Origin of the sequence: Nocardioides sp. (genome assembly GCF_041600255.1) — a bacterium.
Classification (GTDB): domain Bacteria; phylum Actinomycetota; class Actinomycetes; order Propionibacteriales; family Nocardioidaceae; genus Nocardioides.
The window spans coordinates 34,868-59,434 of record NZ_JBFIKK010000001.1; the positions used below are offsets into that span (position 1 = coordinate 34,868).

The following is a 24,567-nucleotide window of genomic DNA, read 5'->3' on the forward strand; positions in this document are numbered from 1 at the left end:
CCGCCCTGCCCTCTCGGAAGAACGGAACCCCTCCATGAGCCACTTGATGCTCCTCGCCACCCACCTGCACCTGGCCGCGACCCGACGCCTCGAGCACCGCGACGAGCGGGGGGACGTGCCCGGATGGGTGCTGATCACCGTGATGACCGCGGGGCTGGTGATGGTGATCTGGGGCGTGGCCAAGGGCGAGCTGTCGGCGATGTTGAGCGACGCGCTCGGCTCGGTACGTCGCTGAGCTCGTGGGCGCCCGTCGCGACGACCGCGGCGCCGCGGTCGTCGACTTCGTCCTCGTCCTGGTGGTGCTCGTCCCGCTGTTCCTGGCAATCCTCCAGGTCGCGCTGGTCCTGCATGTCCGCAACACGCTGGCCTCGGCGGCCGCCGAAGGGGCGCGGTACGCCGCCACCGCCGATCGCGATCCCGCCGACGGAGCGTCGCGGACCCGGGAGCAGGTCAGGGGAGCACTTCCCGGCAGGTTTGCCGACGACATCTCTGCCAGACACGTCCTCATCGGCGGCTCTCCGGCGGTCGAGGTGACGGTGCGGGCGGTCGTGCCCGCCCTGGGGCTGGGTGGACCGTCGATCGCGCTGGACGTCTCCGGTCACGCGATCGAGGAGACACCGTGAGGCGGCCGCGTGGGCGGGCCGCCGGGCGGGCGGCTGGGCGAGCCGACGAGTCCGGCAGCGCGGTCGTCGAGTTCATCTGGCTGGGCCTGCTGCTGCTCGTTCCCCTGCTCTGGATCGTGATCTCGGTCTTCGAGGTGCAGCGCGGGGCCTTCGCGGTCAGTGGTGCGGCCCGGGCGGCGGGGAGGGCGTACGTGCTGGCGGCCGACGACGGGCAGGGCGAGCAGCGGGCTCGCGCCGCCGCGCGGCTCGCGCTGGCGGACCAGGGGCTGGCCGAGGACTTCGACCTGCGGGTGAGCTGTACGCCGTACCCCCAGGACTGCCATGCGGGCACCTCGGTGGTGACGGTGGTGGTCGCCTCCCGGGTGAACCTGCCGCTGCTGCCCTCGGCGCTGGGTGGCTCGTCGCCGTCGTTCGCCCTCGACGCCACCCACACGCTGCCGGTCGGACGGTTCCAGGAGCGTCATGAGCAGCGCTGAGCAACCCCGTCGACGCTGCCGCGACGAGGCCGGCCAAGTGGCCCTGCTGATCGTCGGGCTCGCCACGGTGCTGGCGATGACGGTCGCGGTCGTGGTGGACGCGTCCGCGGCGTACCTGCAGCGCCAGAGCCTGGACACGCTGGCCGACAGTGCCGCGCTGGCTGGCGCCGACCTGGCCGCCACCGGTGAGGAGACGTACGTCGACGGGCTGGCCGCCGATCGGCTCGCGCTGGACGCGGAGCTGGCGCGAGCCGGCGTACGGGACCACCTGGCCGCCACGGGTGCCCATCGGGCCTACCCCGGGCTGAGCTGGGTGGTGACGGTGGATGCCGCGACGTCCACCGTCACCGTGCGACTGCGCGCACCGCTGGACCTGCCGCTGACCGTCCCCGGCTCGCCGACGCGAGCGGTGGTGGCAGCGACCGGGTCCGCGGTCGTCAGCCCTTCGTAACCTTCTTCGACCAGATGCCGGCGCCGCGGCCGACGGCGTCGGTGTAGGAGTGCGACTCCTCGGTCTCGGCGTTGTAGGTGCTGCCGAAGACCTCGAAGTGCGCCCCCGCGTCCCGCGATCAGCCGACGCGCAGCTTCTTGGTCCAGACGCCGATCCCGTGGCCCGGCTTGCCGATCGCGTCCTCGTAGATGTGGTAGCTCTCGAAGTTCTCCGGGTCCGCGGGGTCGTGGGTGGCTGCGTAGGCCACCGAGCGGAGCTGGACCGTCTTCGGGTCCTTCAGGCAGGAGCGCGGGACCACCACGGTGAGGCGGTCGGTCTGCTTGCTGATGGTCAGGTCGAGTCCGCGGCAGCGCACGGGCCTGCCCTTCGTGCCGAGCGTGACCTCGCGAGCACCGTCCGCGGTGCGCGAGACAGTGGCGAAGTACGACGCCTTGTTCGTCCGCAGCTGCGACATCAGGTACAGGAAGTCCGAGCTCAGGTCGAGCTCGCGGTAGACGGTCGTGATCGTCACGGCCTTCTTGGAGTGCTGGACGACCTGCTTGACGACATCGACGTCCGGCTGGGTGCCGGTGGCCTCCCACGACCCAGAGTCGGTCTCCTCGTCGTACTTCTGCTCCCAGGTGTCGCCGGCGCCGTCGCGCAGGGTCTGGGTCTGGGCGTGTGCGGAGACCGCGGGAGCGAGCAGGGCGGTGGCAGCGACGACGGCCACGAGGGCAGCGCGCAGCGAGTGGGTGTTCATGTGGGTGTTCCTTCGAAGGGCGCCCCGAATGGCGCGTGCCGGAGGAATCTAGACCACGGGGGTGTCGTTCACAGCGCGCGGACCGAATTGTTACGAGCGTCGTGGGTCAGCTCCAGGCGTGCAGGCCCTCGATCGCCGCGGATCGGGCGGAGATCAGGCCTCGGCAGCGGTCCGGATCCAGGTGGCGCGTACGACGACGTTCGACTGGTAGCCGCCCTTCGCTGCGTCGTACGCGCCACCGCAGGTCACCAGATTGAGGCTTCGGCCGCGCTGCGCCGCGTAGACCCGGCGCGCGGGGAACTCGGCGTTCGGGTAGGTCCGCACCGACGCCACTCGGAAGTACGCCGTCCGGCCGTCCTCGAGCGGCACGACGACCCGCGCCCCGATGGCCAGCGAGCCCAGCCGGTGGAACACCGCGGGGCCGTCCGCGGAGTCGACGTGGCCCAGGATCACCGCCGACCCCGGCTCGCCCGGGTGCGTGCCCAGCCGGAACCACCCCGCCTGCGACGGGTCGGCGGGCACCTGCACGGTCCCGTCGCGGCGCAGTCCGAGCTCACCGAGGTCGGTCACGACACCGATCGTGGGGATCTCCAGCGCCACGGGCCGCGCGGGCGGCTGGGTGGTCTCGGGCGTCACGGACGCAGGGGACGGAGCTGCTGGCGACCCGGCCAGCGAGGGCAGGTCGGCGGTGCGGGCGTCGGCGGCGGTGCGGGCGTCGTCGGCGGCGCTGGCCCACATGACGAGGAAACCCGCGCCCAGCAGGGCCAGGAGGGCAGCAAGGACCAGCCAGCCGACGCGTCCGTGCGCCGGCTGGTCGGTGGTCATCGTCGGGCGGCGCGCACGACCGCGAAGCGGCGCGACCCACGGAAGGCGGCCGCGCCGGCCGCCATCAGGGTCACGATCGCCAGGCCGAACCACAGGTTCGGCCCGAGCTCGCCCTCGTGAGCGCGCCCCGTCTCCGGGTGGCCGTCGGGCACGACCGGGTCGCGGCCGTCGTCGGTCCGGCCGCCGTCCTCGCTGCCGCCGTCCTCGCTGCCGCCGCCCGCGCCACCGGCGCTGCCGTCGGCCCCGTCACCGCCCCCGCTGCCGTCCCCGCCGCCGCCCCCGCTGCCGTCCCCGTCGTCCCCGTCACTGGGCGAGGCCGTGGCGCTCGGGAACGCGGTCGAGGTGGCTGAGGCGGTCGAGCTCGGGGTCACGGTGTCGCAGGTGGGGCTGGTGATCGTGTTCGTGTCGAGCGAGACCGAGCCGTTGCGGGCCAGCACCCGACCCTCGACGTCGGTGCCGGTGTCGAGGGTGATGCTGGTCAGGGCGATCAGCGTGCCCACGAAGTCGGTGTCCGTCCCGAGGGTGGCCGAGCTGCCCACCTGCCAGAAGACGTTGCAGGCCTGCGCCCCGCCGACGAGGGCGACGGTGCTGCTGCTGGCCGTGATCAGCGTCGAGCCGGCCTGGAAGATGAAGACCGCGTCGGGGTCACCTTCGGCGTCGAGGGTCACCGTTCCGGTCAGGGACATGGAGCTCGACGACTGGTACACGCCGGCTTGGAGCGCCTGGCCGCCGAGATCGACGCCCGTCTGGTCCACGACCGGGCTGCGCCCCGCCGCGTCGTCGTACGCCGTGGTGAGGTCGTCCTGGGCCTGCATCGCCACCGCATCGGAGGCGTGGATCTCCCCGTTGGTGACCTGCGCGGGCGGGAACCCCGAGATCGCCGTGCCGGGGCTGACCCCCACGTCGCCGGAGATCGCCGACGGGCCGGTGTTGGTGACGGCCGAGCCGGCCAGGACCGCGAAGGACGTGGCGGTGCCCAGGCCGACGGGTGCCTGGGCCGCCTGCGCCGACCCAGCGGACACCAGCACGAGACCCAGGGCGGACCCGAGCACGGAGACAGAACGAATCAAGGTCATGGGGGGACTCCGAACAGATCCGGAGCGGGGGGATGGGCCCGAGGAAGGCCTGGTACGGAGTCCGGGTGCCGCGAGCCTACTCCTACCGGCGGCTGGAGACCCAGAGCCGGGTTTTTCCGGGCTCCCGTCGTGCCGGTAGTCTCGACTCTCGTGGCAGGACGCGATTACGACCAAGAGATCAAGGCGCTTCAGGCGACCATGCACACGATCGAGCAGGTCCTCGACGTGGAGGCCATGCGCAAGGAGATCTTCGACCTCGGCGACCAGGTCGCCGCGCCCGACCTGTGGGACGACCAGGAGAACGCCACCCGGGTGACCGGCCGGCTCTCGATGCTGCAGGGCGAGGTCGATCGCTTCACGGCACTGCTCTCCCGGATCGACGACCTCGCGATCATGGTCGAGCTCGGCCAGGAGGAGGGCGATGCGGACGCCCTCGAGGAGGCCGACCGCGAGCTGGAGAAGATCAAGGTCGCCGTCGAGCGGCTCGAGGTCCGCACCCTGCTCAACGGCGAGTACGACGCCCGCGAGGCGCTGGTCAGCATCCGCGCCGGCGCCGGTGGCGTCGACGCCGCGGACTTCGCCGAGATGCTGATGCGGATGTACATCCGCTGGTCCGAGCAGCACAACTACCCGGTCGAGGTCTTCGAGACCTCCTACGCCGAGGAGGCCGGGCTCAAGTCGGCCACCTTCGCCATCCACGCGCCGTACGCCTACGGCACCCTCTCGGTCGAGGCCGGCACGCACCGGCTCGTCCGGATCAGCCCGTTCGACAACCAGGGCCGCCGCCAGACCAGCTTCGCCGCGGTCGAGGTCGTCCCGGTGCTGGAGCAGACCGACGAGATCGAGGTCCCCGACGAGGAGATCCGCGTCGACGTCTACCGCTCCGGTGGTCCGGGTGGCCAGTCGGTCAACACCACCGACTCCGCGGTCCGGCTCACCCACATCCCCACCGGCACGGTGGTCAGCTGCCAGAACGAGAAGAGCCAGCTGCAGAACAAGGCCAGCGCCATGGTGGTGCTCAAGGCCAAGCTGCTCGCTCGCAAGAAGGCCGAGGAGAAGGCGCACCTCGACGGGCTCCGTGGCGACGTCCAGGCCTCGTGGGGCGACCAGATGCGCAACTACGTGCTGAACCCCTACCAGGTCGTCAAGGACCTGCGGACCGGCTTCGAGGCGGGCAACCCGTCCGCGGTGTTCGACGGCGACCTCGACGGGTTCCTCGAGGCTGGCATCCGGTGGCGCCGAGGCGCGGACAGGGCCGAGGACAACTAGGTCCCCGGCCCTGTCGGCAGCCTGTCTCAGCAGGCGGTGACGATCCGCGTCAGCGGGCCCTCACCTTGTTGGACACCCGGCTCCACGGGCTCCAACCCTCGGCGTTCTTCGCCTTCATCACGAAGCGCCACGTGCCCCCCTTCAGGTTCATCTGCACGGCGCGGGAGCTCGGTGAGAGCATCCGGGTCTTCGCCTTCTTGACGATCTTGCCCCGCTTGATCTTGTGGGCCCAGACCTTGTATCCGGTGATGGCAGCGCCACCGTCGGCCACCGGGGGAGCCCAGCGGGCGATCGCCGTCTTCTTGCCACCCGGCTTGCCGCTCTTCGCCTTCTTCATCCGAGGAGCGTCCGGGTTGGTGGCCGGGACGACCACGTCGACGGTCGCCATCGGGCCCTCGCCCTCGGCGTTGACCGCGGCGACCCCGATCTCGTACGTCGAGCCCCGGCTGAGCCCGGTCAGGGTGACACCGGGGCTGTCCGGTCCGACCGAGCCCAGGTAGAGGTCGTTCACGTAGATCCAGTACTCGCTGACCTCCTGACCGCCGTCGTCGGCGGGAGGAGACCAGGTCAGGTCCACCTCGCCGGCGTCGGCGCGCAGGTCGGCCGCGAGGTCCTGGACCAGACCCGGGACCGTGTAGAACGTGGTCTCCGCTGACTCGGCCGGGCCTGCGCCGATCCCGTTGACCGCCCGGACCGCGAGGGTGTGCTCGTGGCCGCTCAGCCCGGTGAAGGTGTGCTCACCGGAACCACCGGCGGCCACGAACGACCCGCCGTCGACCGACACCTGGTAGCCGGTGATCGGGCTGCCGCCGTCCGAGGAGGGGGGCGACCAGCTGATCGTGGCCTCGTCGAGGCTCTCCTGCACCGCCGAGACCGAGGTGGGCGCACCCGGGTAGTCCTTCGTCGTGGCGTTGCCGCCGGCCGAGGGACCGGTGCCGACCGCGTTGTAGGCGGCCACGGCCAGGGCGTACGTCTCTCCGGGCGCCAGACCGGTGAACGTGTACGACGAGGCGCCGGGGCCGACGTCGGTCGGGGAGCCGTCGATGCTCACGGTGTAGCCGGTGATGGCGCTACCGCCGTCGCTGGCAGGCGGGGACCACTGGATGGTGGCCTCGAGCGCATCGGTCGGCGTGGAGGTGGAGACGCTCTGGGGAGCGTCCGGCTCCGTGGCGATGTCCGAGCACGGACCGGTCAGGCTGAGCGTGTACATGCCCAGGCTGCCGTAGTCGTTGTAGCCGGTGATCGGGTCGCCCGTGCCGATGCCGTCGACCTGTGCGTAGTAGACGCCGCTCGACACCGTGTGGGTGATCGAGGCGTCCATGCCGCTGGCGATGTCCGGGGGACTGGCGGTGCCCGAGGTCGGGTTGTCGATGGCGACCAGGCCGCCCGACGAGTTCAGCAGCCTGAGCTCGATGTCGAGGTTCGGGCTGAAGGGTGCGCCGTCGGCGGCCAGGGTGATCTCACCGTTGCACTGACCGATCAGGAAGACGTCCTTGTCCTCGCGGGTCGAGATGTACGCCGGCCCCGTCGGCAGCTCGTCGGCGGCGGTACCCACGGTGCCGCCGGCCTCGTCCGCCCGCTGCGGCAGACCGTAGGTGGTCATCACGGCGAGGTCGTCCTGCTGGTTGTTCGCGCCGGCGTACTCGCCCTTGCTCCAGTGGACGACCGGCCGGTAGTAGCCGACGCCCATGATCGGCGCCCAGTTGGCGTGGCCGGTGTCGTAGCCCTCGCTGGCGTTGCCGTCGTGCAGCAGGTTCAGGTTGTGGCCGACCTCGTGGGTGGCGGCCTCGGCGATGTTCTTCGCGTCGTTCCCGAGCAGGTGGGGGAAGACCCAGGCCGGTGAGTACTGGGAGTTCCCGACCAGGTTGAAGACGCCGACGAAGGCGACCCCACCACAGGAGTTGCCGCAGATGGAGCCGGCCGCCTGGGTGCTCGGCGAGATCAGTGCCCGGCTGCCGTAGAGCTGGTCGCTGCCGTCGGAGCGGTGCAGGGCCGCCTCGCCCGGGTCCTCGGTGGTGACGTCCACGTCGAACGGGGCGAAGTCCTCGGCCACGCGGTCGAAGACACTCTGGATCAGGGTGCGCTCGGTGGTGTTGAAGGTGGTGCCGTCACCGTCAATGGTGAAGGGCGGGTGGTAGCCCGAGGCGACGCCGTAGGAGCTGTTCCACACGGTGCCGGAGACGACGTGGCCGTCGAAGTCCAGGAAGATCGTCCGCTGGGACCCGGGCTTCGAGTGGAGCTTGAAGGTGTCCTCGAGCGGGTAGTTCGCCGTGTCCGGCGCGGAGGCGGCGGGCGACCTCGTGGGCAGCGGGTCCTTGTAGAGCAGACGCCCGGAGGGGTCCACCCACACGGCGGAGTCCGAGAGCAACAGGTCGCGCAGTCGCGCGGAGCTCATGTCGTTGATCTGGGCGGCCGTGGCGAGGTCGGTGCCCAGTCCTCGTACCGCGGCGCGTCCGTTGGCGGGGGCGGGCAGCAGGTCACCTTCGGCTGCCGGCTCGGCGGGGGCGGGGGCGGAGGCACCGGCGGGCACGAAGCCCGTGGCGCTCGCCGCCAGGGCGAGGGTCAGGGCGGCGCTCACGAGCCGCCCGGGATGCAGTTTCATGGGGTCTCCTCCGAGGTGTGGTGCACATCACGCTAGAGAGGAAACCGTTCGGAGGTGGTGGAACGCCGGAAGTACTGCTACTCGCTGGCCGCCTGGGCCGCAAGGACGCACCACCGACCGGCCAGATCCAGCACGTCCGGGCCACGCGACTCGACCGAGCAGGAGAGCCAGGCGGCGCCGAAGAGTCCGTGGAAGGAGACCGTGGAAATTCGCCCCTCGGTGCAGCGCACGGCCACCGACGGCGCACCGAAGGCGGGCGCGCCCTTCACCTTCGCACAGCCCTCGCCGGTGCGCGCCGCACGGGCCAGATCGCGGGCCAGGTCGCGGGCGCGGGCGGGGGTGACCGGGGGAGCGAAGACCCAGGCCCGCGCCACGGTGGCGTCCTCGGTCCGCCACGTGCAGGAGAACTCGTGCGCCACGTCCTTGGTGCCGTCCACGACCCGGGCCCGTTCGCCGTTGTCGTAGGAGGTCGCCTTCGTCACGGGCGAATCGAGCAGCTCCGCCACCTCGGTGTCGGCGATCGCCTCGCAGAACGGCCCGCGGACGCCGGTCAGCGACTCGGTCGCGAACGACTCCAGGGGGGTCGCCGGCGTCGACACCGCCACCGGATCGGGGGCGTCGTCGCCGCTGCAGGCGACGAGCGCCGGGGTCAGGCTGAGCACGACCGCCACGAGACCGGCCCGCGCGTGTGTGGCGAGGGACATGACCGACAACATACGACCCGCGGTGCACCTCCCGAACGAGCTGGGTCCCTCGACTACCGTTCATCGAGTGATTCGCTTCGAGAAGGTGACCAAGGCCTACCCCGGGCTCGGCAGCCCAGCGCTCGACCAGGTCTCGGTGGACATCGAGAAGGGGGAGTTCGTCTTCCTCGTCGGGACGTCCGGCTCCGGCAAGTCGACGTTCCTGCGTCTGGTGCTGCGTGAGTACCGCCCCACCTCCGGCCGGATCTACGTCGCCGGCAAGGAGATCAACCGCCTCGCCGGCTGGAAGGTGCCCCGGCTGCGTCGATCGATCGGCACCGTCTTCCAGGACTTCCGGCTGCTGCCCAACAAGACCGTCACCGAGAACGTCGCCTTCGCCCTCCAGGTGATCGGCAAGTCGCGCTCCGAGATCGCCTCCCTCGTGCCCGAGACCCTGGAGCTGGTGGGTCTGGAGGGCAAGGGCGACCGGCTCCCCGACGAGCTCTCGGGCGGCGAGCAGCAGCGGGTGGCGATCGCCCGCGCGTTCGTCAACCGGCCGATGATCCTGATCGCCGACGAGCCCACCGGCAACCTGGATCCGACGACGTCCGTGGGCATCATGAAGCTGCTCGACCGGATCAACCGCACCGGCACCACCGTCCTGATGGCGACCCACGACGCGGGCATCGTCGACCAGATGCGCAAGCGTGTCATCGAGCTCGACGACGGCCGGGTCGTCCGCGACCAGACCCAGGGCGTCTACGGCTTCCAGCACTGAGCGACCGACCCAGCAACGACCCGAGAACCGTCCCGAGAACCGCGAAGAGAGCCTCCACTCCTCATGCAGCTGCGTTACGTCTTCACCGAGCTCGGCCAGGGATTGCGCCGCAACCTGTCCATGCACATGGCGGTGATCCTCACCCTCTTCGTCTCGCTGACCCTGGTCGGGATGGGGGTCCTGCTCAACCAGGAGGCCGACCGGACGGCCGAGCAGTTCGGCAACGAACTGCAGATCACGGCGTACTTCTGCAAGGCCAGGGACGACAACCCGGCCTGCACCGGCGAGGTGACCGACGCCCAGAAGGCTGCCATCACCAAGGTGATGGAGAACAACCCCGAGGTGCGCTCCTTCGAGTTCGAGAGCCAGGAGGAGGCGCTCGAGCGGGTCAAGGAGCAGCAGGACCCCGAGCTGTTCAGCGGCCCCAACCCGCTGATGACCGCCGAGGACCTGCACGAGTCGGCCCGGATCACGCTGAAGGACCCCGAGGAGTACGCCGGCATCCAGAGCGCGCTGATCGGCCTCGACGGCGTCTCCGGGATCCAGGACCTGCACGAGGAGCTCCAGCCGATCTACAGCTCGATCAAGTGGCTCCAGCGCGGCGCCTTCTTCACCGCCGCCTGTCTGGTGCTGGCCGCGCTGCTGCTCGTCGGCAACACCATTCGGCTGGCCGCGTTCGCCCGTCGCCGCGAGATCGGGATCATGCGGCTGGTGGGCGCCTCCACGCTCTACATCGCGCTGCCGTTCCTGCTGGAGGCGCTGGTGACCGCGCTGCTCGGCGTACTGCTCGCCGCGGGAGCCCTTGGCGGCTTCATGTACTTCGTGGTCGAGCGGCACCTGGTGACCGAGTTGCGGTTCATCCCGTGGGTGGGTCTGCCCGACTATCTGCTCGCGCTGGCCGTGATCGGGGTGGTCGGGCCACTGCTCACGCTGGCGCCGACACTCGTGCTGACCCGCAAATACCTCAAAGTCTGAGTCCCACGCGTTACCGTCGGTGAGTTCACTTCCCCGAACACCTAAGGCAGACCGGTGCGCTTCTTCCCTCGTACCGCGCGTCCGCGCCTGGTGGCAGCCCTCGCGGCCGCTGCCCTGGCGATCGGCGCGGCGGCCGTCCCGCTGGCTCACGCCGACGACCTCAAGGACAAGCAGAAGCAGGTCCAGGGCCAGATCGAGTCGGTCCACGACGACCTCGACGAGTCCAGCGCGCGCCTGAGGAAGGCGGCCGGCCAGCTCGAGGCAGCCCGGGCCCAGTTCGCGAGCGCGAAGGCAGACCTCGACGTCGCCCGCGCCAAGCTCGGTGCGGCCCGGACCCTCGACCGGCAGATGCAGGCCAAGCTCGAGGTGGCCGAACAGCGCCTGGAGGCCGCCCGCGCGGACCTGCGCAACGGCCGGCTGGAGACCGAGGACCAGCGCCAGCAGGTCACCGACACGATCGTGACCATCTACGAGCAGGGCGACCCGCAGCTGCTGGCCTTCGCCTCGCTGCTCGGCTCCCGCACCCCTGCCGACCTGATGCGCCGGATGGAGGCCCGCGACGCGCTGGTCAGCCGGGAGTCCCGGGTCTACAACGACCTGCGTGCCGCCGAGGTGCTGCTCGAGGTCCGGGAGGACCAGGTCAAGGCCGCCAAGAAGCAGGTCGCGGTCCAGCGCAAGCAGGCCGCCGCCCACCTGGTCACGATGAAGTCGTTGCACGAGCGCACCCAGAAGGCCCGCGCCGCCGTACGGACCGTCGTGCAGACGCGGCGCTCGGCCCGGCAGGCTGCGGTCCGGGCGAAGAAGGCGGACATGGCCGCTCTCGCCCGGCTGAAGAAGCGCGAGGAGCAGATCCGACAGCAGATCCTGGAGGCGGCTCGCAAGGCGCGTGGCGGCTACCGCGGGGCGACCGGCGGCTTCCTGGACCGGCCGGTGAACGGGTCGATCACCTCGCCCTACGGCTACCGGGTCCACCCGATCTACAACTACTACGGCCTGCACGACGGGACCGACTTCGGCGGCGGCTGTGGAGCGCCGCTCAAGGCGGTCGCCAGCGGCACGGTGATGACCCGGTACTACTCCTCGGTCTGGGGCAACCGGCTCTACCTCAATCTCGGCCAGGTCAACGGCAAGAACCTCACGGTGATCTACAACCACGCCTCCAGCTACCGGTTCGGGTCCGGGCAGGCGGTCAAGCGCGGCGAGACCGTCGGGTACGTCGGCTCCACGGGTTGGTCGACCGGCTGCCACCTGCACTTCACCGTGCTCGTCAACGGTCGCCCGGTCGATCCGGCCAACTGGTTCTGAACTCGGTTGCCGCTCCTGAGACACTGAGCGCATGGCGAAGGAGCAGGGCCGCAAGAACGTCGCGCAGAACAAGAAGGCGCGTCACGACTACCTCATCGAGGACACCTACGAGGCGGGGATGGTGCTGGTCGGCACCGAGGTGAAGTCCCTGCGGATGGGACGCGCCTCGCTGGTGGACGGCTTCGTCGACATCGACGGCCACGAGGCGTGGTTGCACGGGGTGCACATCCCGGAGTACGCCCAGGGCACCTGGACCAACCACTCCGCACGCCGCAAGCGCAAGCTCCTGCTCAACCGGGCCGAGATCGACAAGATCGAGCGCCGGGTCAACGAGAAGGGCCTGACGATCGTCCCGCTCGCCATCTACTTCGTGGACGGGCGGGCCAAGATCGAGATCGCGCTCGCCAAGGGCAAGAAGTCGTGGGACAAGCGGCACGCGCTCGCCGAGCGGCAGGCCAACCGGGAGACCGAGCAGGCGGTCGGCCGCCGGCTCAAGGGCATGGAGTGACCGCAGGGGTCGAGGACTTCTGGCGCGGACTCGGCCTTCCCGGCCTCTTCGACGTGCACGTCCACTTCCTGCCGGAGAACATCCAGGCAAAGGTGTGGGCCCAGTTCGACCAGGCGGGGCCGAAGATCGGACGCGACTGGCCGATCCGCTACCGCGGCAGTCATGCCGAGCGGGTCGAGCAGCTGCGGGCGATGGGCGTCCGGCGCTTCTCGGCCCTGCCGTACGCGCACCGGCCCGGCATTGCGGGCTACCTCAACGACTGGGCCCGGGGCTTCGCGCACGACGTGCCCGAGTCGCTGTGGTCGGCGACGTTCTACCCCGAGCCGGAGGCCGCGACGTACGTGCCCGAGCTGGTGGCTGCTGGGGTCGAGGTCTTCAAGATCCACGTGCAGGTGGGCGAGTTCCACCTCGACGACCCCCTGCTGGACCCGGTGTGGGGCACGCTCGAGGACGCCGGCACGCCGATCGTCATCCACGCCGGCTCCGGGCCGGTGGGCAACGCGTTCACCGGGCCGGACCCACTGCGTCGGGTGCTGGAACGCTTCCCGCGGCTGACGGCGGTGGTCGCGCACATGGGTGCGCCCGAGTACGCCGAGTTCCTGGACCTCGCCGAGACCTACGCGCGCACCCACCTGGACACCACGATGGTGTTCACCGACTTCTTCGACGCCGACGGCGGCTACCCCGCCGAGCTGCTGCCGCGGATCGCGGACCTGCAGGAGAAGGTGCTGCTGGGCAGCGACTTCCCGACGATCCCCTACCCGTACGTCGAACAGCTCGAGGGGCTCGCCCGACTCGGCCTCGGAGACGACTGGCTCCGGGCGGTCTGCTGGGGCAACGGCGTCCGGCTGTTCGGGGCCTCTCGCCGAGGCTGAGGGGCTGCCGTGCGGGCAAACGGTTCGGCTTCTGCGGCCCGGGCCCCTAGACTGGGGGGTACAACTCAAGAGGGGCTGATCGGTTTCGACTTGGGACGTTAGTTCCAGGGGAAGCGGGTCGAGGAGCCAGCGTCATCTCGTAAACGATCGCTGGAAAAATATAACTGCCGACAACAATCGCAGTAACTTCGCTCTCGCTGCCTGAGCAGTGATCGAAGGGTCAGACCGGGCATCCGTCTCCGTCCCGGACCCTGGCCTCATCTAGGAGACTTGCTGATCAATTCCTGTCACGAGGATTGATCGGGACTTTTTCGTGGCTGAGCCTGTCGGCGACGTGTCTGTGCGAGCGCCGGGGCCGAGAAAAGCGACAACACGGACTGCACCCGGAGAAGACCTGGTTCGACGCTCGAGGACGCGGGTTCGATTCCCGCCAGCTCCACCAGCACCGCCGGTCCCGATGGTTCGCCATCGAGAGCCAGCCCTCTTGAAACGAGAGCCGTCCCGACACCGTCGGGGCGGCTCTCGTGCTGTTCGTACTCCAGTGGTCCTGCGCGACGCGACGCCGCTTCCCGGAAACGCGCAGCATCGGCAGGTGATCCTTTACTGATGTGACGAGGGCCATATACGTTCGAATGACTGCCCTCAACCAAGGAGCATCATGAAAAGACCAAATCGCAAGACGGCCATCGCCGCGCTGTGTGCAGTCGGACTCATCCTCTCGGTACCCGGCGCCGCGACCGGACACCCCGGTCACGACGTCGCCTCGGATGGTGGCGTCGCGACGGGCGCAAAGGAACGCAACGCTCACCAGCACGGGGAGACCGACGGCCACCTGCCGCCGAGCAGCACGACCAACATTGACGTCGTGAGCAGACTGAAGCTGAAGAACGTGGTCCCCGAGAAGATCGCCGATGTCGGTGTGCTGGGTGACTACGCCTATCTCGCGGCGTGGGGCGCGCGGACCTGCAAGTACAACGGCATCCATGTCGTGAACATCGCCGACGTGGAGAACCCCGAGGAGGTCGCCTTCATCGGAGCCAAGCAGGGCAGCTACCCCGGCGAGGGGATCCAGGCCCTGTCCATCGACACCCCGAAGTTCAGCGGGGACATCGTGGTGAGCAACAACGAGAAGTGCAACGTCAACGCCGGCTTCGGCGGGATGAACATCTACGACATCACCAACCCCGAGCACCCGACCCCGCTCGCCGAGGGCTTCGGCGACGAGGACGTCAACGGCCAGGGAAAGAAGAGCGCCCACCAGACCCACAGCGTCTTCGCCTGGGACGCCGGCGCCAAGGCGTACGCCGTCATGGTCGACAACGAGGAGGCCAGGGACGTCGACATCGTCGACATCACCAACCCCAAGAAGCCGAAGTTCATCGCCGAGTACGACCTCTACGAGGAGTTCCCGCAGATCGGGCAGGCGGCACCCTCCAACCTGCGCGAGATCTTCCTGCACGACATGGTGGTCAAGGAGATCGACGGAAGCCAGGTCATGCTCCTGTCGTACTGGGACGGCGGCTACGTGAAGATCGACGTCACGGACCCCCTGAACCCCCAGTACCTGGGTGACACCGACTTCGCAGCCGTCGACCCGGAGGCTGCCGAGAGTGGTTTCACGGTTGCTCCTGAGGGCAACGCCCACCAGGCCGAGTTCACGATGAACAACGACTACGTCGTCGGAGCGGACGAGGACTTCGGCCCCTACGCCCTCACGGCCAGCAATGTCGACGACGGCACGTCGATCAACGCCAGCCAGGGCAGCGACACCACGAAGCTGCCGGAGGGCGAGACCATCACCGGTGAGTCGGTCTTCTTCGGCCGGGGCTGCAACGGCGACGCCAACGCCGGCCCGGGTGACGGCACGCAGATCGCGGTCGTCGAGCGCGGGCTGTGCACCTTCACGGAGAAGGTGTCCAACGTGATCAGCGCCGGGGGTTACTCCGCTGTGCTGATCTTCAACCGCACCGGCACCGACGGGTGTGACAGCTCACTCGGCATGAGCGTCGCCGGCGACATCCCGACGTTCGGTGTGGCGCCGCGCAGTCAGGGCTTCGCCATCTTCGATGCGGCCTACAGCAATGCCGACTGCCTGGCCGGCACAGGCGCCTCCGTGGTGTCTCCGGCGCCCGTGGGCACCCTGGGTGACACGCTGACCTTCTCGTCGTACTTCGACGGTTGGGGCTACGTGCACCTGTTCGACAACTCGGACGGCAAGATGACCGAGCTCGACACCTACGCCGTCCCGGAGGCGCACGATCCGGCCTACGCAAGTGGCTACGGCGACCTGTCGGTGCACGAGGTGGCGACCTCGCAGGCGGATGCCAACCGTCTCTACTTCTCGTACTACGCGGCCGGTTTCCGGGTCGCGGAGATCATCGGCGGGGAGATCGTCGAGAAGGGTCACTACATCGCTCCGGAGGGCAACAACTTCTGGGGAGTGGAGGTCTTCACGAAGGACGGTCAGGAGTACGTCGCCGCCTCCGACCGGGACAACGGCCTGTGGATCTTCAAGTACACGCCGTCACCCTGAGGTAGGCACTGCACCACCCGCGATGGCCCGGACCCAGGTGGTCCGGGCCATCGTGCTGCCCGGATCGCTCCGCGGCCAGTGGTGACCCAGGAGGCTGGCTTGAGTCCGGGGCTTGCGCAACCGATAGAGGGGGTGCGCGGAGGGCGCACTGAGGGAGGGAACGGTCGATGGTGCCGAGCGTGGCGCAGTTCGACAAGGTCAGGGTCGTGCGGGTGGCCACCGTGCTGCTGCTGGCCGTGATGCTCGGCTTCTGGGGCGTGAGCCTCGCGCAGTCGGCCTGGTCGGACGTGGTGATGAGTCCGCTGGCGTGCCTGCCGGCCGTGCTGCTGTGGTTCCGCGTGGAGACCGGTCGCCTCTAGGTCGCCGCGGCTACGCCACCGGGAAGGCGAGTGCCATCAACTGTCGCACCTCGACATGGCGGGTGAGGAACGCGCGCTCGTCGTACCTCTTGCGGCGCAGCCAGCCGGTGACCTCGTCGTTGCACTTGCTGGCATTGCACGACGCGCAGGCGGGGGCGATGTTGTCGAGCGTGTAGCGGCCGCCCCGCGAGATCGGCAGCACGCAGTCGCGCTGCAGCGGCTTGTCGGTGACACCGCAGTAGGCGCACCCACCCCACGCCTCCTGGAGCGCGGCCCACTGGGCGGCGCTCAGATCGTGCTCGACGCTGTCCATCCGGCGCTTGCGGCGACGGGCGTACCGCGCCGTGCGCGCTCCGGGGGCTGCCACCGGGCCAGCCTAGGCCGTCCTATCCTGAGCGCGTGGACCTGGAGTTCAGTGGCGAGGTGTGCTTCTGGCGCGGCCCGTCGCCGTTCCACTTCGTCACCGTTCCCGAGGACGAGAGCGCGGAGCTCAAGGCGCTGTCCGCGGCCGTCACCTACGGCTGGGGGATGATCCCGGTCGAGGTCCGGTCGGCGCGACGCGCTGCACGACGTCGTTGTTCCCGAAGGACGGCGGATACGTCGTCCCGTTGAAGAACCTGCTCCGCCACGGTGAGGGGATCGAGGTCGGCGACACCGTCACGATCCGGCTCGCCGTCGACGTCTGAGCCCGGTGTCGGCTCCCGGGCCTACGCTCGTCGCATGGCAGCCGTCCATCAGTTGAGCCGTGCCGAGGCCCGCCGGATCGCCGTCGCCGCCCAGCTGCTCACCGCGGAGCGACCCACCGACCTGGTCGAGACGGTGCGCCGGCTCTCGCTGCTCCAGATCGAGCCCACGAGCGCCGTCGCGCCGAGCGCCGAGCTGGTGCTCTGGAGTCGGCTCGGCTCGGCGTTCGACCCGCGGGAGCTGTGGGCCGCGGTCGACGAGCAGCGTCTGATCGAGCTGGACCAGCGGCTGCTCGTGCCCGAGGACATCGCCCTCTTCCGCGCCGAGATGGCGGCCTGGCCGGGCGTGGGGGAGCTGCGCGACTGGCAGGAGCGCCAGCGCGAGTGGCTCCGCGCCAACAACGACTGTCGTCGCGACATCCTCGAGCGGCTGCGCGCCGACGGCCCGCTGCCGATGAGCGAGCTGCCCGACACCTGCGTCGTCCCCTGGCAGTCGAGCGGGTGGAACAACAACCGCAACCTCCGGATGATGCTCGACCGGCTGGTGCAGCGCGGTGAGGTGGCGGCGGCCGGCGGCACCGGCCGGGCCCGGCTCTGGGACCTCGCCGAACGGATCTACCCCGACGACCCGGTGCCCTCGCTGGAGGAGGCCGCCCGGTTGCGGGCGGAGCGTCGCCTCGGAGCGCTCGGGATCGCGCGCGCCAGGACCGCCAAGCTGCCCTTCGAGCCGGTCGACGTCGGCGAGGTGGGGGAGCCGGCCGTGGTCGAGGGTGTCCGCGGCCAGTGGCGGGTCGACCCGGCCCAGCTCGGTCGCCCCTTCGAGGGCCGGGCGGCGCTGCTCTCGCCGTTCGACCGCTTGATCGCCGACCGCAAGCGGATGGACGAGCTCTTCGAGTTCGACTACGTCCTGGAGATGTACAAGCCCGCTGCGCAGCGGGTGTGGGGCTACTACGCCCTGCCGATCCTGTACGGCGACCGGCTGGTCGGGAAGCTCGACGCCACCGCCGATCCGGACGCCGGCGAGCTCCGGGTGTCCGCGATCCACCAGGACGCGCCGTTCGATCGGGCGACGGCTGTCGCGGTCGAGGGCGAGATCCGTGATCTGGCCACCTGGCTCGACCTGACGCCGGTGCTGCCCGACTGAGCCCCGCAGTTCCGTCCGGGCCAGACGAACCAGGAGAAATGACCCGTTCTGCTCACAGACCCGGCCCGGTGGGGGAGCGCATGCTCGAAGGAGTCGACCTCTTCGGGAGGGCCCATGGCGACCCTGCTCGCCCCACCAGGACCGGTGCCGGCCGCGGTCACCCGCGACCTCGACCGGCTGGACGCCGCGCTGGACGACCAACTGCCCGCCAAGACGGCCGACAACCTGCTGATCGGCACCTGGAACCTGCGCGCCTTCTCCGACCTGACCCCGAAGTGGCAGTCCGGCGCCGGGGACAGCCCCAAGCGCGACTGGCACGCGCTGTCCTGCATCGCGGCGGTGATCGACCGCTTCGACGTGACGGCCATCCAGGAGAGCCGTCGCAACACCACCGCGCTGTTCGCACTGCTGGGGCGGCTCGGACCGCGGTTCAAGGTGCTCGCCTCCGACGTCACCGAGGGTGGCCCCGGCAATGGGGAACGGTTGGCCTACATCTACGACAGCGACCGGGTCCAGCCCTCGGGATTGGTGGGTGAGCTGGTGCTCCCGAAGGGGACCAGCAGCGAGGTGGACCAGTTCGCCCGGACGCCGTACGCCGCCGGCTTCGTCCGGGGTGAGACCGACTTCATCCTGACCACCGTGCACGTGCTCTGGGGGTCCTCGCCCCGGGACCGGATCGGGGAGCTGACCGCGTTCGTCGAGTGGATGCGCACCTGGGCCGAGCGGCCCGACGACTGGAACCACAACCTCCTGGTGCTCGGCGACTTCAACCTCGACCGGATGGGCGACCCCCTCTTCGACGCCTTCGTGTCGACCGGGCTGTGGCCTCCGGCCGAGCTCAACGACGTACGCCGGACCATCTTCGACTCCGGCGAGGAGCACCACTTCTACGACCAGATCGCCTGGTTCAGCGACCCGACCCGGCCCGACATGCCCTCGCTCCTCGACGGCCTGACCTACACCGGCCGGGGTGGCTCGTTCGACTTCGTGCCGCTCGCCCTGCAGGGGCTGACCAAGGCCCAGCTCTCCTGGCGGATCAGCGACCACTACCCGCTCTGGGTGGAGTTCACGGTCTGACCCGAGGCGCTGCGGATAACCTGCCGGGATGACTAGCGGCTGCGTCTTCTGCGCGATCGTCTCCGGCGACACCCCGGCCGACGTGGTGCTTGACGAGCCCGAGCTGGTCGCCTTCCTGGACCAGCGCCCGGTGTTCAAGGGGCACACGCTGCTCGTGCCCCGCGAGCACGTCGAGACCCTGCCCGACCTGCCCGCGGAGCAGCGCGACGGGTTCCTGGCCGCAGCCCAGCGGCTGGCGACCGCGATGGTCGAGGGGCTGGGCGCGCAGGGCAGCTTCGTCGCGATGAACAACACGGTCAGCCAGTCCGTGCCGCACCTGCACCTGCACGTGGTGCCCCGCACCAAGGGCGACGGACTGCGGGGCTTCTTCTGGCCACGGCAGAAGTACGCCGACGACGCCGAGCGAGCGGCCTACGCCGGCGAGCTGCGGCGGACGCTGACCGGCTGAGGGTCCTCGAGCAGCGACGGTACGGCGACCGGCTGCTCGATCAGGTGCGGTCGACCCCCCAGGTGGTTGCCGGTGCCCCAGGCGGCGATCCACACGGCCGCGACCCCGATCACGATGCCGCCCAGGGCATCGACCGAGTAGTGCCAGCCCAGGTAGACGGTGGCGAGGGTGGTCAGGGCCAGGAAGACCCAGCCGCTGACGCGGATCCACGTGGCCAGGCCGAGCAGGTGCGCCATCAGCACCATCGTCACCACGATGGCCACGTGCAGCGAGGCGAACGCCGCGATCGGCTGCACCGCCCCCACGGCCCACGGGTCGGCGAGCATCTCGGCGCGCCCCTCCAGCATCGACGTCTGCAGGGACCCGACGTAGGTGGCCGGTAGGTCGTCGAAGCGCTCAGGCGTGGCGTAGATCGGCCCGAGTGAGGGCACCAGGAAGTAGGTCAGCATCCCGATCGCCCAGTTCAGTGCCAGCGCGGTCACGTACCAGGCTGTCGCGGCGATCCGACGGGTCCAGATCAGGGCGATGGCCAGGGTGATCGGGATCAGCGCCAGCCAGGCGACGTACACGACGGAGAGGACGTGGGCCGCCCAGCCGGTCCCGAGCAGGTCGTGCAGGACCGCGGCGGGGTCGTGGCCGAGCCAGAGCGCTCGGTCAACCCGGTCCAGGGGGCGGTCCCACAGGTCGCGGTTGACGAAGGGGATGTAGCTCTTCAGGTTCCGGAAGGCCGAGTTGCAGAGGTAGGACACGGCCATCCCGGCCAGCGCGAAGCGCAGGTAGGTGCTCGGCCAGCGCTCGTGCGCCACGACGCGGGCGGTCTCGAACAGGCCTCGGGGGGTGCGCCAGCTGCGGGCGACGGTGCGCGGCACGACGTCGGCGAGGAAGGCGAGCACGATGATCGCCGGCACCTGCAGGTACGTCGGACCGGCCACCCCGTCGGGGTCGCGCACCGGCAGACGGTAGCTCCACGCGATCCAGAGGGTCGCCACGACGAGGACGGCCACGACGAGTGCCGCGAAGCGGAAGTTGGGTCTGCCCACCCCAGCAGGCTACCCACTCGGTGCCCCGGCCCGGGCGTGCCTCGGGTGCGCGGCGGTCCTAGAGTGTCTGCGATCGCGAGACGGTGCGGGAACTCCCGCCGGTGACGAGGAGACAAGATCATGGGTCGTTTTGACGGACGCGTTGCAGTCATCACCGGAGCCGCGCGCGGCATCGGCTTCGGCACCGCCCAGCGGTTCGCGGACGAGGGCGCCGCGGTGGCCATCATCGACCTCGACGAGAGCGCCGCCATCGAAGCCGCCGGTCGCCTGGGCACCAAGGCCATCGGGATCGGCTGCGACGTCGCCGACGCGACCTCGGTCGACGCCGCGATCGCCCGCGTGGTCGAGGAGCTCGGCGGGATCCACATCCTGGTGAACAACGCCGGCATCACCCGCGACAACCTGCTCTTCAAGATGTCCGAGGACGACTGGGACATGGTGATGAACGTCCACCTCAAGGGCGCGTTCCTGATGACGAAGGCCGCCCAGAAGCACTTCGTCGAGCAGAAGTACGGCAAGATCCTCAACCTCTCGAGCGTCTCCGCGCTCGGCAACCGCGGCCAGGCGAACTACTCGGCCGCGAAGATGGGCGTGCAGGGCTTCACCCGCACCCTGGGCATCGAGCTGGGCCCCTACGGGATCAACGCCAACGCGATCGCTCCGGGCTTCATCGCCACCGAGATGACCGACGCCACGGCTGCGCGCCTGAAGATCGACGTGGACGAGTTCCGCAAGATGAACGCCGAGGCCAACCCGGTACGCCGGGTCGGCCACCCCGAGGACATCGCTGCTGCGGCCGCGTTCCTGTGCAGCGACGAGGCGTCGTACATCACCGGCCAGACGCTGTACGTCGACGGTGGCGCCAAGCTCGGCTGATCTGCCGAGCCGGCAGGCGGGTCCACCGGGCGCGCCTGCCCCGCGGCGCCGACCGTGCGCCGCACACTTGATCCATCACGAACATCCCCTGATCGGAGCCCCCGTGCGTCGCGTTCGTCTGTCTGTGGCCGTCCTTCTCTCCGCCAGCCTCCTCCTCGCCGGGTGCAGCAAGGACGACGCCGAACCGTCGTCCGCGCCCACCCAGGAGGTGGAGGAGAGTGAGACGATCCCGGCCACCTGGCCGCTGACCGGCCTGGAGGCCACGGGCAAGGAGAACCCGTCGCGCAAGCACCCGGTGCTGGTCACGAAGATCGACAACACCTCCTCGAGCGCTCCGCAGGTCGGGCTGGGCAAGGCCGACCTGGTCGTCGAGGAGCTCGTGGAGGGCGGGTTGACCCGCCTGGCCGCCTTCTTCTACTCCGACCTTCCCGACAAGGTCGGACCGGTCCGGTCGATGCGGGCCAGTGACATCGGCATCGTCTCGCCGGTCGACGGTGCGGTGGTGACGAGTGGGGCTGCCGGCGGCACCATCGCCCGGATCCGGGACGCGGGCATCCCGTTCTTCCAGGAGGGCGCGGAGGGTCTGTACCGCGCCAGCGACCGCCGCGCGCCGTACAACGTCTTCGCGAACCTGGGCGACGTCGCCTCGGCGATCAAGCAGAAGTCCCTGCGGCCGGACGACTACCTGCCGTGGGGCGAGGCGGCCGACCTGCCGAAGGGGCAGAAGGCCCGCACGATCGCGGCGCGCTTCTCCGGTGGCCACACCACGAACTGGAGCTACCGCAAGGGCGGCTACGTCAACGAGAACAGCCACGCCGCGGCCGGGGACGAGTTCCCGGCCGACACGGTGCTGGTGCTGCGGGTGCGCGTCGTCGACGCCGGCTACCGGGACCCGGCCGGGAACTTCGTGCCCGAGACCGTGCTGACCGGGCGCGGCCAGGCGATGCTTTTCCACGGTGGCCGCCTGGTCCGGGGCACGTGGAAGAAGGCCGGCCTCGACGCTGCGTTGACGCTGTCGACGAAGGCCGGCGAGCTGGTCGTGCCGGCCGGCCACGTCTGGATCGAGCTGGTCCCGGCCGAGGACGGCGACGTCACCTACCGGTAGGTCGACCCGGCGCCTCCGGGCGCCGAGCTCACTGCTGGGGGATCTCCACCCCGGGCAGCTCCACGCCGGAGGCCGCGAGCGCCTGGAAGCCGGCCAGGATGAAGCCGATGGCGGTCTCCACCCGGGCGGCGGCGGCGTTCGGGTCCGGGGCACTGGAGACCGACTCCCCGGCCGAGGACATCGCGCCGAAGAAGATCCGGGCGAACGTCTGCAGCATGTCCTCGTCCAGGTTCCAGGCACCCGCGGTCAGCACGGCGCGGACGATGTCGAGGACGTTCGAGAACGTCGAGCGCTCCTCCTGCTCGCGGTAGCGCTCGTAGCCGAGGACCGCGGGCCCTTCCTGGATCACGATCCGGCGGTAACCGGGCTCCTGGACCACGGCGAGGAAGGCGCGAAGCCCGGCCCGGGCCTTCTCCCAGGGGTCGGGCTGGTCCTGCAGGGACTGCTGGATCGCCTTGGAGGCGGTGCTCTCGACGCGCTCGAAGACGGCCTCGAAGAGCGCCTGCTTGCCACTGAAGTGGTGGTAGAGCGCTCCCTTGGTCACGTCGGCGCCGGCCACGATCGCGTCCAGGGACGTGGAGGCGTACCCGTGCGTGGTGAAGAGCTCCTCGGCGACGTCGACCAGCGCGTTCTTGGTCGACGCCGAGTACTGCTGCCGACGACTGCTGCCCCCCTGGGGGACCTTGGGCACGAGGCGGGACACCGAGGATCTGCTCATCCCGCGAGTCTAGGGCGACGTTCGGGCACGGGTGACGGGGATCACCGGGGCGGAGGTTTGCATACCGAAAGTATGGGGGATTACTCTCGGTACGTACCAACGGTATGTGCGTGAGAGACAAAGGAGTCCCCCCCATGAGCTGGACGAACTTCCAGAACCGCGGAGAAGTCCTCCGTGCCGTCATCGCCACTGCCGACGCCCGCCGGGACGGAGTCCTTCCCCTGGACGTCGACGGAGTTGCCGAGACCTTCGGCGACGCCATGACCCTTCTCGGGGCCCTGCAACTGCGCTGGCACACGCGTCTCGCCGGCCGCATCGAGCAGGAGTTGATGCACCAGCCGATGAACCTCGAGGAGGCCGTCATCGCGGCGTGGCACGCCACCGCCGACGAACTGCCGGGCATCCTCGCGATCGTCGACCACTACCGCGCCGAGCCGATCGACAACGAGATGGCCCTCGCCATGCTCAAGTCGGCGCACAACGAGCACCTGCTGCTGGCCGTGATGGCCGGCAAGGGCAGCCTCGAGGACGAGGCGGCCGCCCGGGCAGGAGCCCAGCTCGAGGCCAAGGCACGCGCCACGCACGTGCCCACGCCGCACGCCTCGGTGGCGCGGATCCCGCAGGGTGGACGCCACGCGGCGCACACCCACCACGTCCGGCTGATGTTCGACCGCCTCAAGGCGGTGCTCGCAGCCTGACCCCGGACCACAGCCCCGGTGCCGACGCACCCCTCCCTCCCAGCGGCCCTCCCACCGCGACCCCCTCCGCGTCGACACCGGGGCTGTTCCCATTTCCGGGGGCCGGGCCATGATGGGGCCATGACCGAACCGTGGGGTGGCGTGCAGGCCGGCATGCTCCTGGTGGCCACGCCCGCGCTCCAGGACCCGAACTTCGCCGACACGGTGGTCCTGCTGCTCGACGTCGACGACAACGGAGCCCTCGGCGTCGTCCTGAACCGCCCCTCCGGTGTACCCGTGGCAGAGGTGCTGGCCGGCTGGGCGGACGCTGTCGCGGAGCCCGACGTGCTCTTCCACGGTGGTCCGGTCAGCACGGAGGGGGCGCTCGCGGTGGCCCTGCTCCGCAGTGACGACGACGTGCCGGTCGGCTTTCGGGAGGTCAGCGGCCTGCTCGGCATCGTCGATCTCGACACCCCGACCGAGCTGGTCGACGGAAGCCTCAGCGGGCTGCGGATCTTCGCCGGCTATGCCGGCTGGGGGGTCGACCAGCTCGAGGGCGAGATCCGCGAGGGCAGCTGGTACGTCGTACCCGGGGAGGCCGCCGACATCTTCCGCGACGACCCCACCGGCCTGATCCGTGACGTGCTGCGTCGACAGCCCGGCGAACTCGCGTGGCACTCCACACGTCCGGCCGACCCCGACCTCAACTGACGCGCCACTGA

Annotated in this window: 27 protein-coding genes, 1 other RNA gene and 1 pseudogene; 21 read left to right on the plus strand and 8 right to left on the minus strand. The window is 70.1% G+C overall.

Annotation, left to right across the window (positions count from 1 at the left end; translation table 11 throughout):
• The first annotated feature begins 34 nt into the window (after positions 1-34).
• The 4 genes from ABZE72_RS00180 to ABZE72_RS00195 are packed head-to-tail and all read left to right on the plus strand — an operon-like array spanning position 35 to position 1,550.
• Complete coding sequence (locus tag ABZE72_RS00180) at positions 35-235, plus strand: hypothetical protein (protein WP_372726982.1); 201 nt, start codon at positions 35-37, stop codon at positions 233-235.
• A 4-nt stretch (positions 236-239) separates the two neighbouring features.
• A complete protein-coding gene (locus tag ABZE72_RS00185) occupies positions 240-623 on the plus strand; it encodes a TadE/TadG family type IV pilus assembly protein (RefSeq protein ID WP_372726983.1) in 384 nt (127 codons plus the stop codon).
• The gene (locus tag ABZE72_RS00190) at positions 620-1,099 is read left to right on the plus strand and encodes a hypothetical protein (RefSeq protein WP_372726984.1); all 480 of its coding nucleotides are present in this window, start codon (positions 620-622) and stop codon (positions 1,097-1,099) included. Before ABZE72_RS00185 ends, ABZE72_RS00190 begins: the two co-directional genes overlap by 4 nt.
• On the plus strand, positions 1,086-1,550 hold the full coding sequence (locus ABZE72_RS00195; protein WP_372726985.1) for a pilus assembly protein TadG-related protein: 465 nt from the start codon (positions 1,086-1,088) through the stop codon (positions 1,548-1,550). Before ABZE72_RS00190 ends, ABZE72_RS00195 begins: the two co-directional genes overlap by 14 nt.
• A 118-nt stretch (positions 1,551-1,668) precedes the next feature.
• Here the strand turns inward: ABZE72_RS00195 and ABZE72_RS00200 are convergent, their stop codons facing one another.
• The 3 genes from ABZE72_RS00200 to ABZE72_RS00210 all read right to left on the minus strand — a co-directional run bounded on the left by ABZE72_RS00200 (position 1,669) and on the right by ABZE72_RS00210 (position 4,190).
• Complete coding sequence (locus ABZE72_RS00200; RefSeq protein WP_372726986.1) at positions 1,669-2,289, minus strand: hypothetical protein; 621 nt, start codon at positions 2,287-2,289, stop codon at positions 1,669-1,671.
• A 153-nt stretch (positions 2,290-2,442) separates the two neighbouring features.
• Entirely contained in the window at positions 2,443-3,114 is a 672-nt protein-coding gene (locus ABZE72_RS00205) for a class F sortase (protein WP_372726987.1), read from the minus strand.
• Positions 3,111-4,190 (minus strand): ice-binding family protein, encoded by a 1,080-nt coding sequence (locus tag ABZE72_RS00210; protein WP_372726988.1) that lies wholly within the window; start codon positions 4,188-4,190, stop codon positions 3,111-3,113. The genes ABZE72_RS00205 and ABZE72_RS00210 overlap by 4 nt, the downstream gene beginning before the upstream one ends.
• 150 nt (positions 4,191-4,340) lie before the next feature.
• On the opposite strand from ABZE72_RS00210, the gene prfB reads away from it, so the two are divergent.
• On the plus strand, positions 4,341-5,459 hold the full coding sequence (gene prfB / locus ABZE72_RS00215; RefSeq protein ID WP_372726989.1) for a peptide chain release factor 2: 1,119 nt from the start codon (positions 4,341-4,343) through the stop codon (positions 5,457-5,459).
• A gap of 49 nt (positions 5,460-5,508) precedes the next feature.
• Here prfB and ABZE72_RS00220 read toward each other — a convergent pair whose 3' ends face one another.
• Both ABZE72_RS00220 and ABZE72_RS00225 read right to left on the minus strand, forming a co-directional pair.
• The gene (locus ABZE72_RS00220; protein WP_372726990.1) at positions 5,509-8,061 is read right to left on the minus strand and encodes a fibronectin type III domain-containing protein; all 2,553 of its coding nucleotides are present in this window, start codon (positions 8,059-8,061) and stop codon (positions 5,509-5,511) included.
• A 77-nt stretch (positions 8,062-8,138) separates the two neighbouring features.
• Complete coding sequence (locus ABZE72_RS00225) at positions 8,139-8,765, minus strand: hypothetical protein (protein WP_372726991.1); 627 nt, start codon at positions 8,763-8,765, stop codon at positions 8,139-8,141.
• 67 nt (positions 8,766-8,832) lie between these two features.
• Between ABZE72_RS00225 and ftsE the strand changes: the two genes are divergently transcribed.
• The 8 genes from ftsE (at position 8,833) to ABZE72_RS00265 (ending at position 16,077) form a co-directional block, all read left to right on the plus strand.
• Complete coding sequence (gene ftsE, locus ABZE72_RS00230; RefSeq protein WP_372726992.1) at positions 8,833-9,522, plus strand: cell division ATP-binding protein FtsE; 690 nt, start codon at positions 8,833-8,835, stop codon at positions 9,520-9,522.
• A 63-nt stretch (positions 9,523-9,585) separates the two neighbouring features.
• Complete coding sequence (gene ftsX, locus ABZE72_RS00235) at positions 9,586-10,497, plus strand: permease-like cell division protein FtsX (RefSeq protein ID WP_372726993.1); 912 nt, start codon at positions 9,586-9,588, stop codon at positions 10,495-10,497.
• A 54-nt stretch (positions 10,498-10,551) separates the two neighbouring features.
• A complete protein-coding gene (locus ABZE72_RS00240) occupies positions 10,552-11,802 on the plus strand; it encodes a peptidoglycan DD-metalloendopeptidase family protein (RefSeq protein WP_372726994.1) in 1,251 nt (416 codons plus the stop codon).
• A gap of 31 nt (positions 11,803-11,833) precedes the next feature.
• Positions 11,834-12,310, plus strand: a complete 477-nt coding sequence (gene smpB, locus ABZE72_RS00245) for an SsrA-binding protein SmpB (protein ID WP_372726995.1) — start codon at positions 11,834-11,836, stop codon at positions 12,308-12,310.
• Entirely contained in the window at positions 12,307-13,185 is an 879-nt protein-coding gene (locus ABZE72_RS00250; protein ID WP_372726996.1) for an amidohydrolase family protein, read from the plus strand. Before smpB ends, ABZE72_RS00250 begins: the two co-directional genes overlap by 4 nt.
• Before the next feature lie 71 nt (positions 13,186-13,256).
• Positions 13,257-13,627: a transfer-messenger RNA gene (gene ssrA, locus ABZE72_RS00255) on the plus strand.
• A 423-nt stretch (positions 13,628-14,050) separates the two neighbouring features.
• Complete coding sequence (locus ABZE72_RS00260) at positions 14,051-15,718, plus strand: PA domain-containing protein (protein ID WP_372726997.1); 1,668 nt, start codon at positions 14,051-14,053, stop codon at positions 15,716-15,718.
• Between the two features lie 179 nt (positions 15,719-15,897).
• A complete protein-coding gene (locus ABZE72_RS00265; protein ID WP_372726998.1) occupies positions 15,898-16,077 on the plus strand; it encodes a hypothetical protein in 180 nt (59 codons plus the stop codon).
• A gap of 10 nt (positions 16,078-16,087) precedes the next feature.
• On the opposite strand, the gene ABZE72_RS00270 is transcribed toward ABZE72_RS00265, so the two are convergent.
• A complete protein-coding gene (locus ABZE72_RS00270; RefSeq protein WP_372726999.1) occupies positions 16,088-16,444 on the minus strand; it encodes an HNH endonuclease in 357 nt (118 codons plus the stop codon).
• A 56-nt stretch (positions 16,445-16,500) separates the two neighbouring features.
• Here ABZE72_RS00270 and ABZE72_RS00275 point away from each other — a divergent pair.
• The 4 genes and pseudogenes from ABZE72_RS00275 to ABZE72_RS00290 all read left to right on the plus strand — a co-directional run bounded on the left by ABZE72_RS00275 (position 16,501) and on the right by ABZE72_RS00290 (position 19,429).
• A pseudogene (locus tag ABZE72_RS00275) lies at positions 16,501-16,763 on the plus strand (DUF1905 domain-containing protein).
• Positions 16,764-16,797: 34 nt separating this feature from the next.
• On the plus strand, positions 16,798-17,904 hold the full coding sequence (locus ABZE72_RS00280; protein WP_372727000.1) for a DNA glycosylase AlkZ-like family protein: 1,107 nt from the start codon (positions 16,798-16,800) through the stop codon (positions 17,902-17,904).
• Positions 17,905-18,018: 114 nt separating this feature from the next.
• Positions 18,019-18,981 (plus strand): endonuclease/exonuclease/phosphatase family protein, encoded by a 963-nt coding sequence (locus ABZE72_RS00285; RefSeq protein WP_372727001.1) that lies wholly within the window; start codon positions 18,019-18,021, stop codon positions 18,979-18,981.
• A gap of 28 nt (positions 18,982-19,009) precedes the next feature.
• Positions 19,010-19,429 (plus strand): HIT family protein, encoded by a 420-nt coding sequence (locus ABZE72_RS00290; protein ID WP_372727002.1) that lies wholly within the window; start codon positions 19,010-19,012, stop codon positions 19,427-19,429.
• Here the strand turns inward: ABZE72_RS00290 and ABZE72_RS00295 are convergent.
• Positions 19,393-20,469, minus strand: coding sequence for a phosphatase PAP2 family protein (locus tag ABZE72_RS00295; protein WP_372727003.1), 1,077 nt, complete (start codon positions 20,467-20,469; stop codon positions 19,393-19,395). The genes ABZE72_RS00290 and ABZE72_RS00295 overlap by 37 nt on opposite strands.
• A gap of 120 nt (positions 20,470-20,589) precedes the next feature.
• Here ABZE72_RS00295 and ABZE72_RS00300 point away from each other — a divergent pair, with 120 nt between their 5' ends.
• Both ABZE72_RS00300 and ABZE72_RS00305 read left to right on the plus strand, forming a co-directional pair.
• Positions 20,590-21,345: an SDR family NAD(P)-dependent oxidoreductase gene (locus ABZE72_RS00300; protein WP_372727004.1), complete on the plus strand. Its 756-nt coding sequence runs from the start codon at positions 20,590-20,592 to the stop codon at positions 21,343-21,345.
• Positions 21,346-21,469: 124 nt separating this feature from the next.
• Positions 21,470-22,450 carry a DUF3048 domain-containing protein gene (locus tag ABZE72_RS00305; protein WP_372727005.1) on the plus strand — a complete coding sequence of 327 codons (981 nt, stop codon included), beginning with the start codon at positions 21,470-21,472 and terminating at the stop codon, positions 22,448-22,450.
• Between the two features lie 28 nt (positions 22,451-22,478).
• On the opposite strand, the gene ABZE72_RS00310 is transcribed toward ABZE72_RS00305, so the two are convergent.
• Positions 22,479-23,168, minus strand: a complete 690-nt coding sequence (locus ABZE72_RS00310) for a TetR/AcrR family transcriptional regulator (RefSeq protein WP_372727006.1) — start codon at positions 23,166-23,168, stop codon at positions 22,479-22,481.
• A gap of 134 nt (positions 23,169-23,302) precedes the next feature.
• On the opposite strand from ABZE72_RS00310, the gene ABZE72_RS00315 reads away from it, so the two are divergent.
• Both ABZE72_RS00315 and ABZE72_RS00320 read left to right on the plus strand, forming a co-directional pair.
• A complete protein-coding gene (locus ABZE72_RS00315; protein WP_372727007.1) occupies positions 23,303-23,866 on the plus strand; it encodes a hypothetical protein in 564 nt (187 codons plus the stop codon).
• A gap of 120 nt (positions 23,867-23,986) precedes the next feature.
• Positions 23,987-24,556, plus strand: a complete 570-nt coding sequence (locus tag ABZE72_RS00320; RefSeq protein ID WP_372727008.1) for a YqgE/AlgH family protein — start codon at positions 23,987-23,989, stop codon at positions 24,554-24,556.
• Positions 24,557-24,567: the final 11 nt, after the last annotated feature.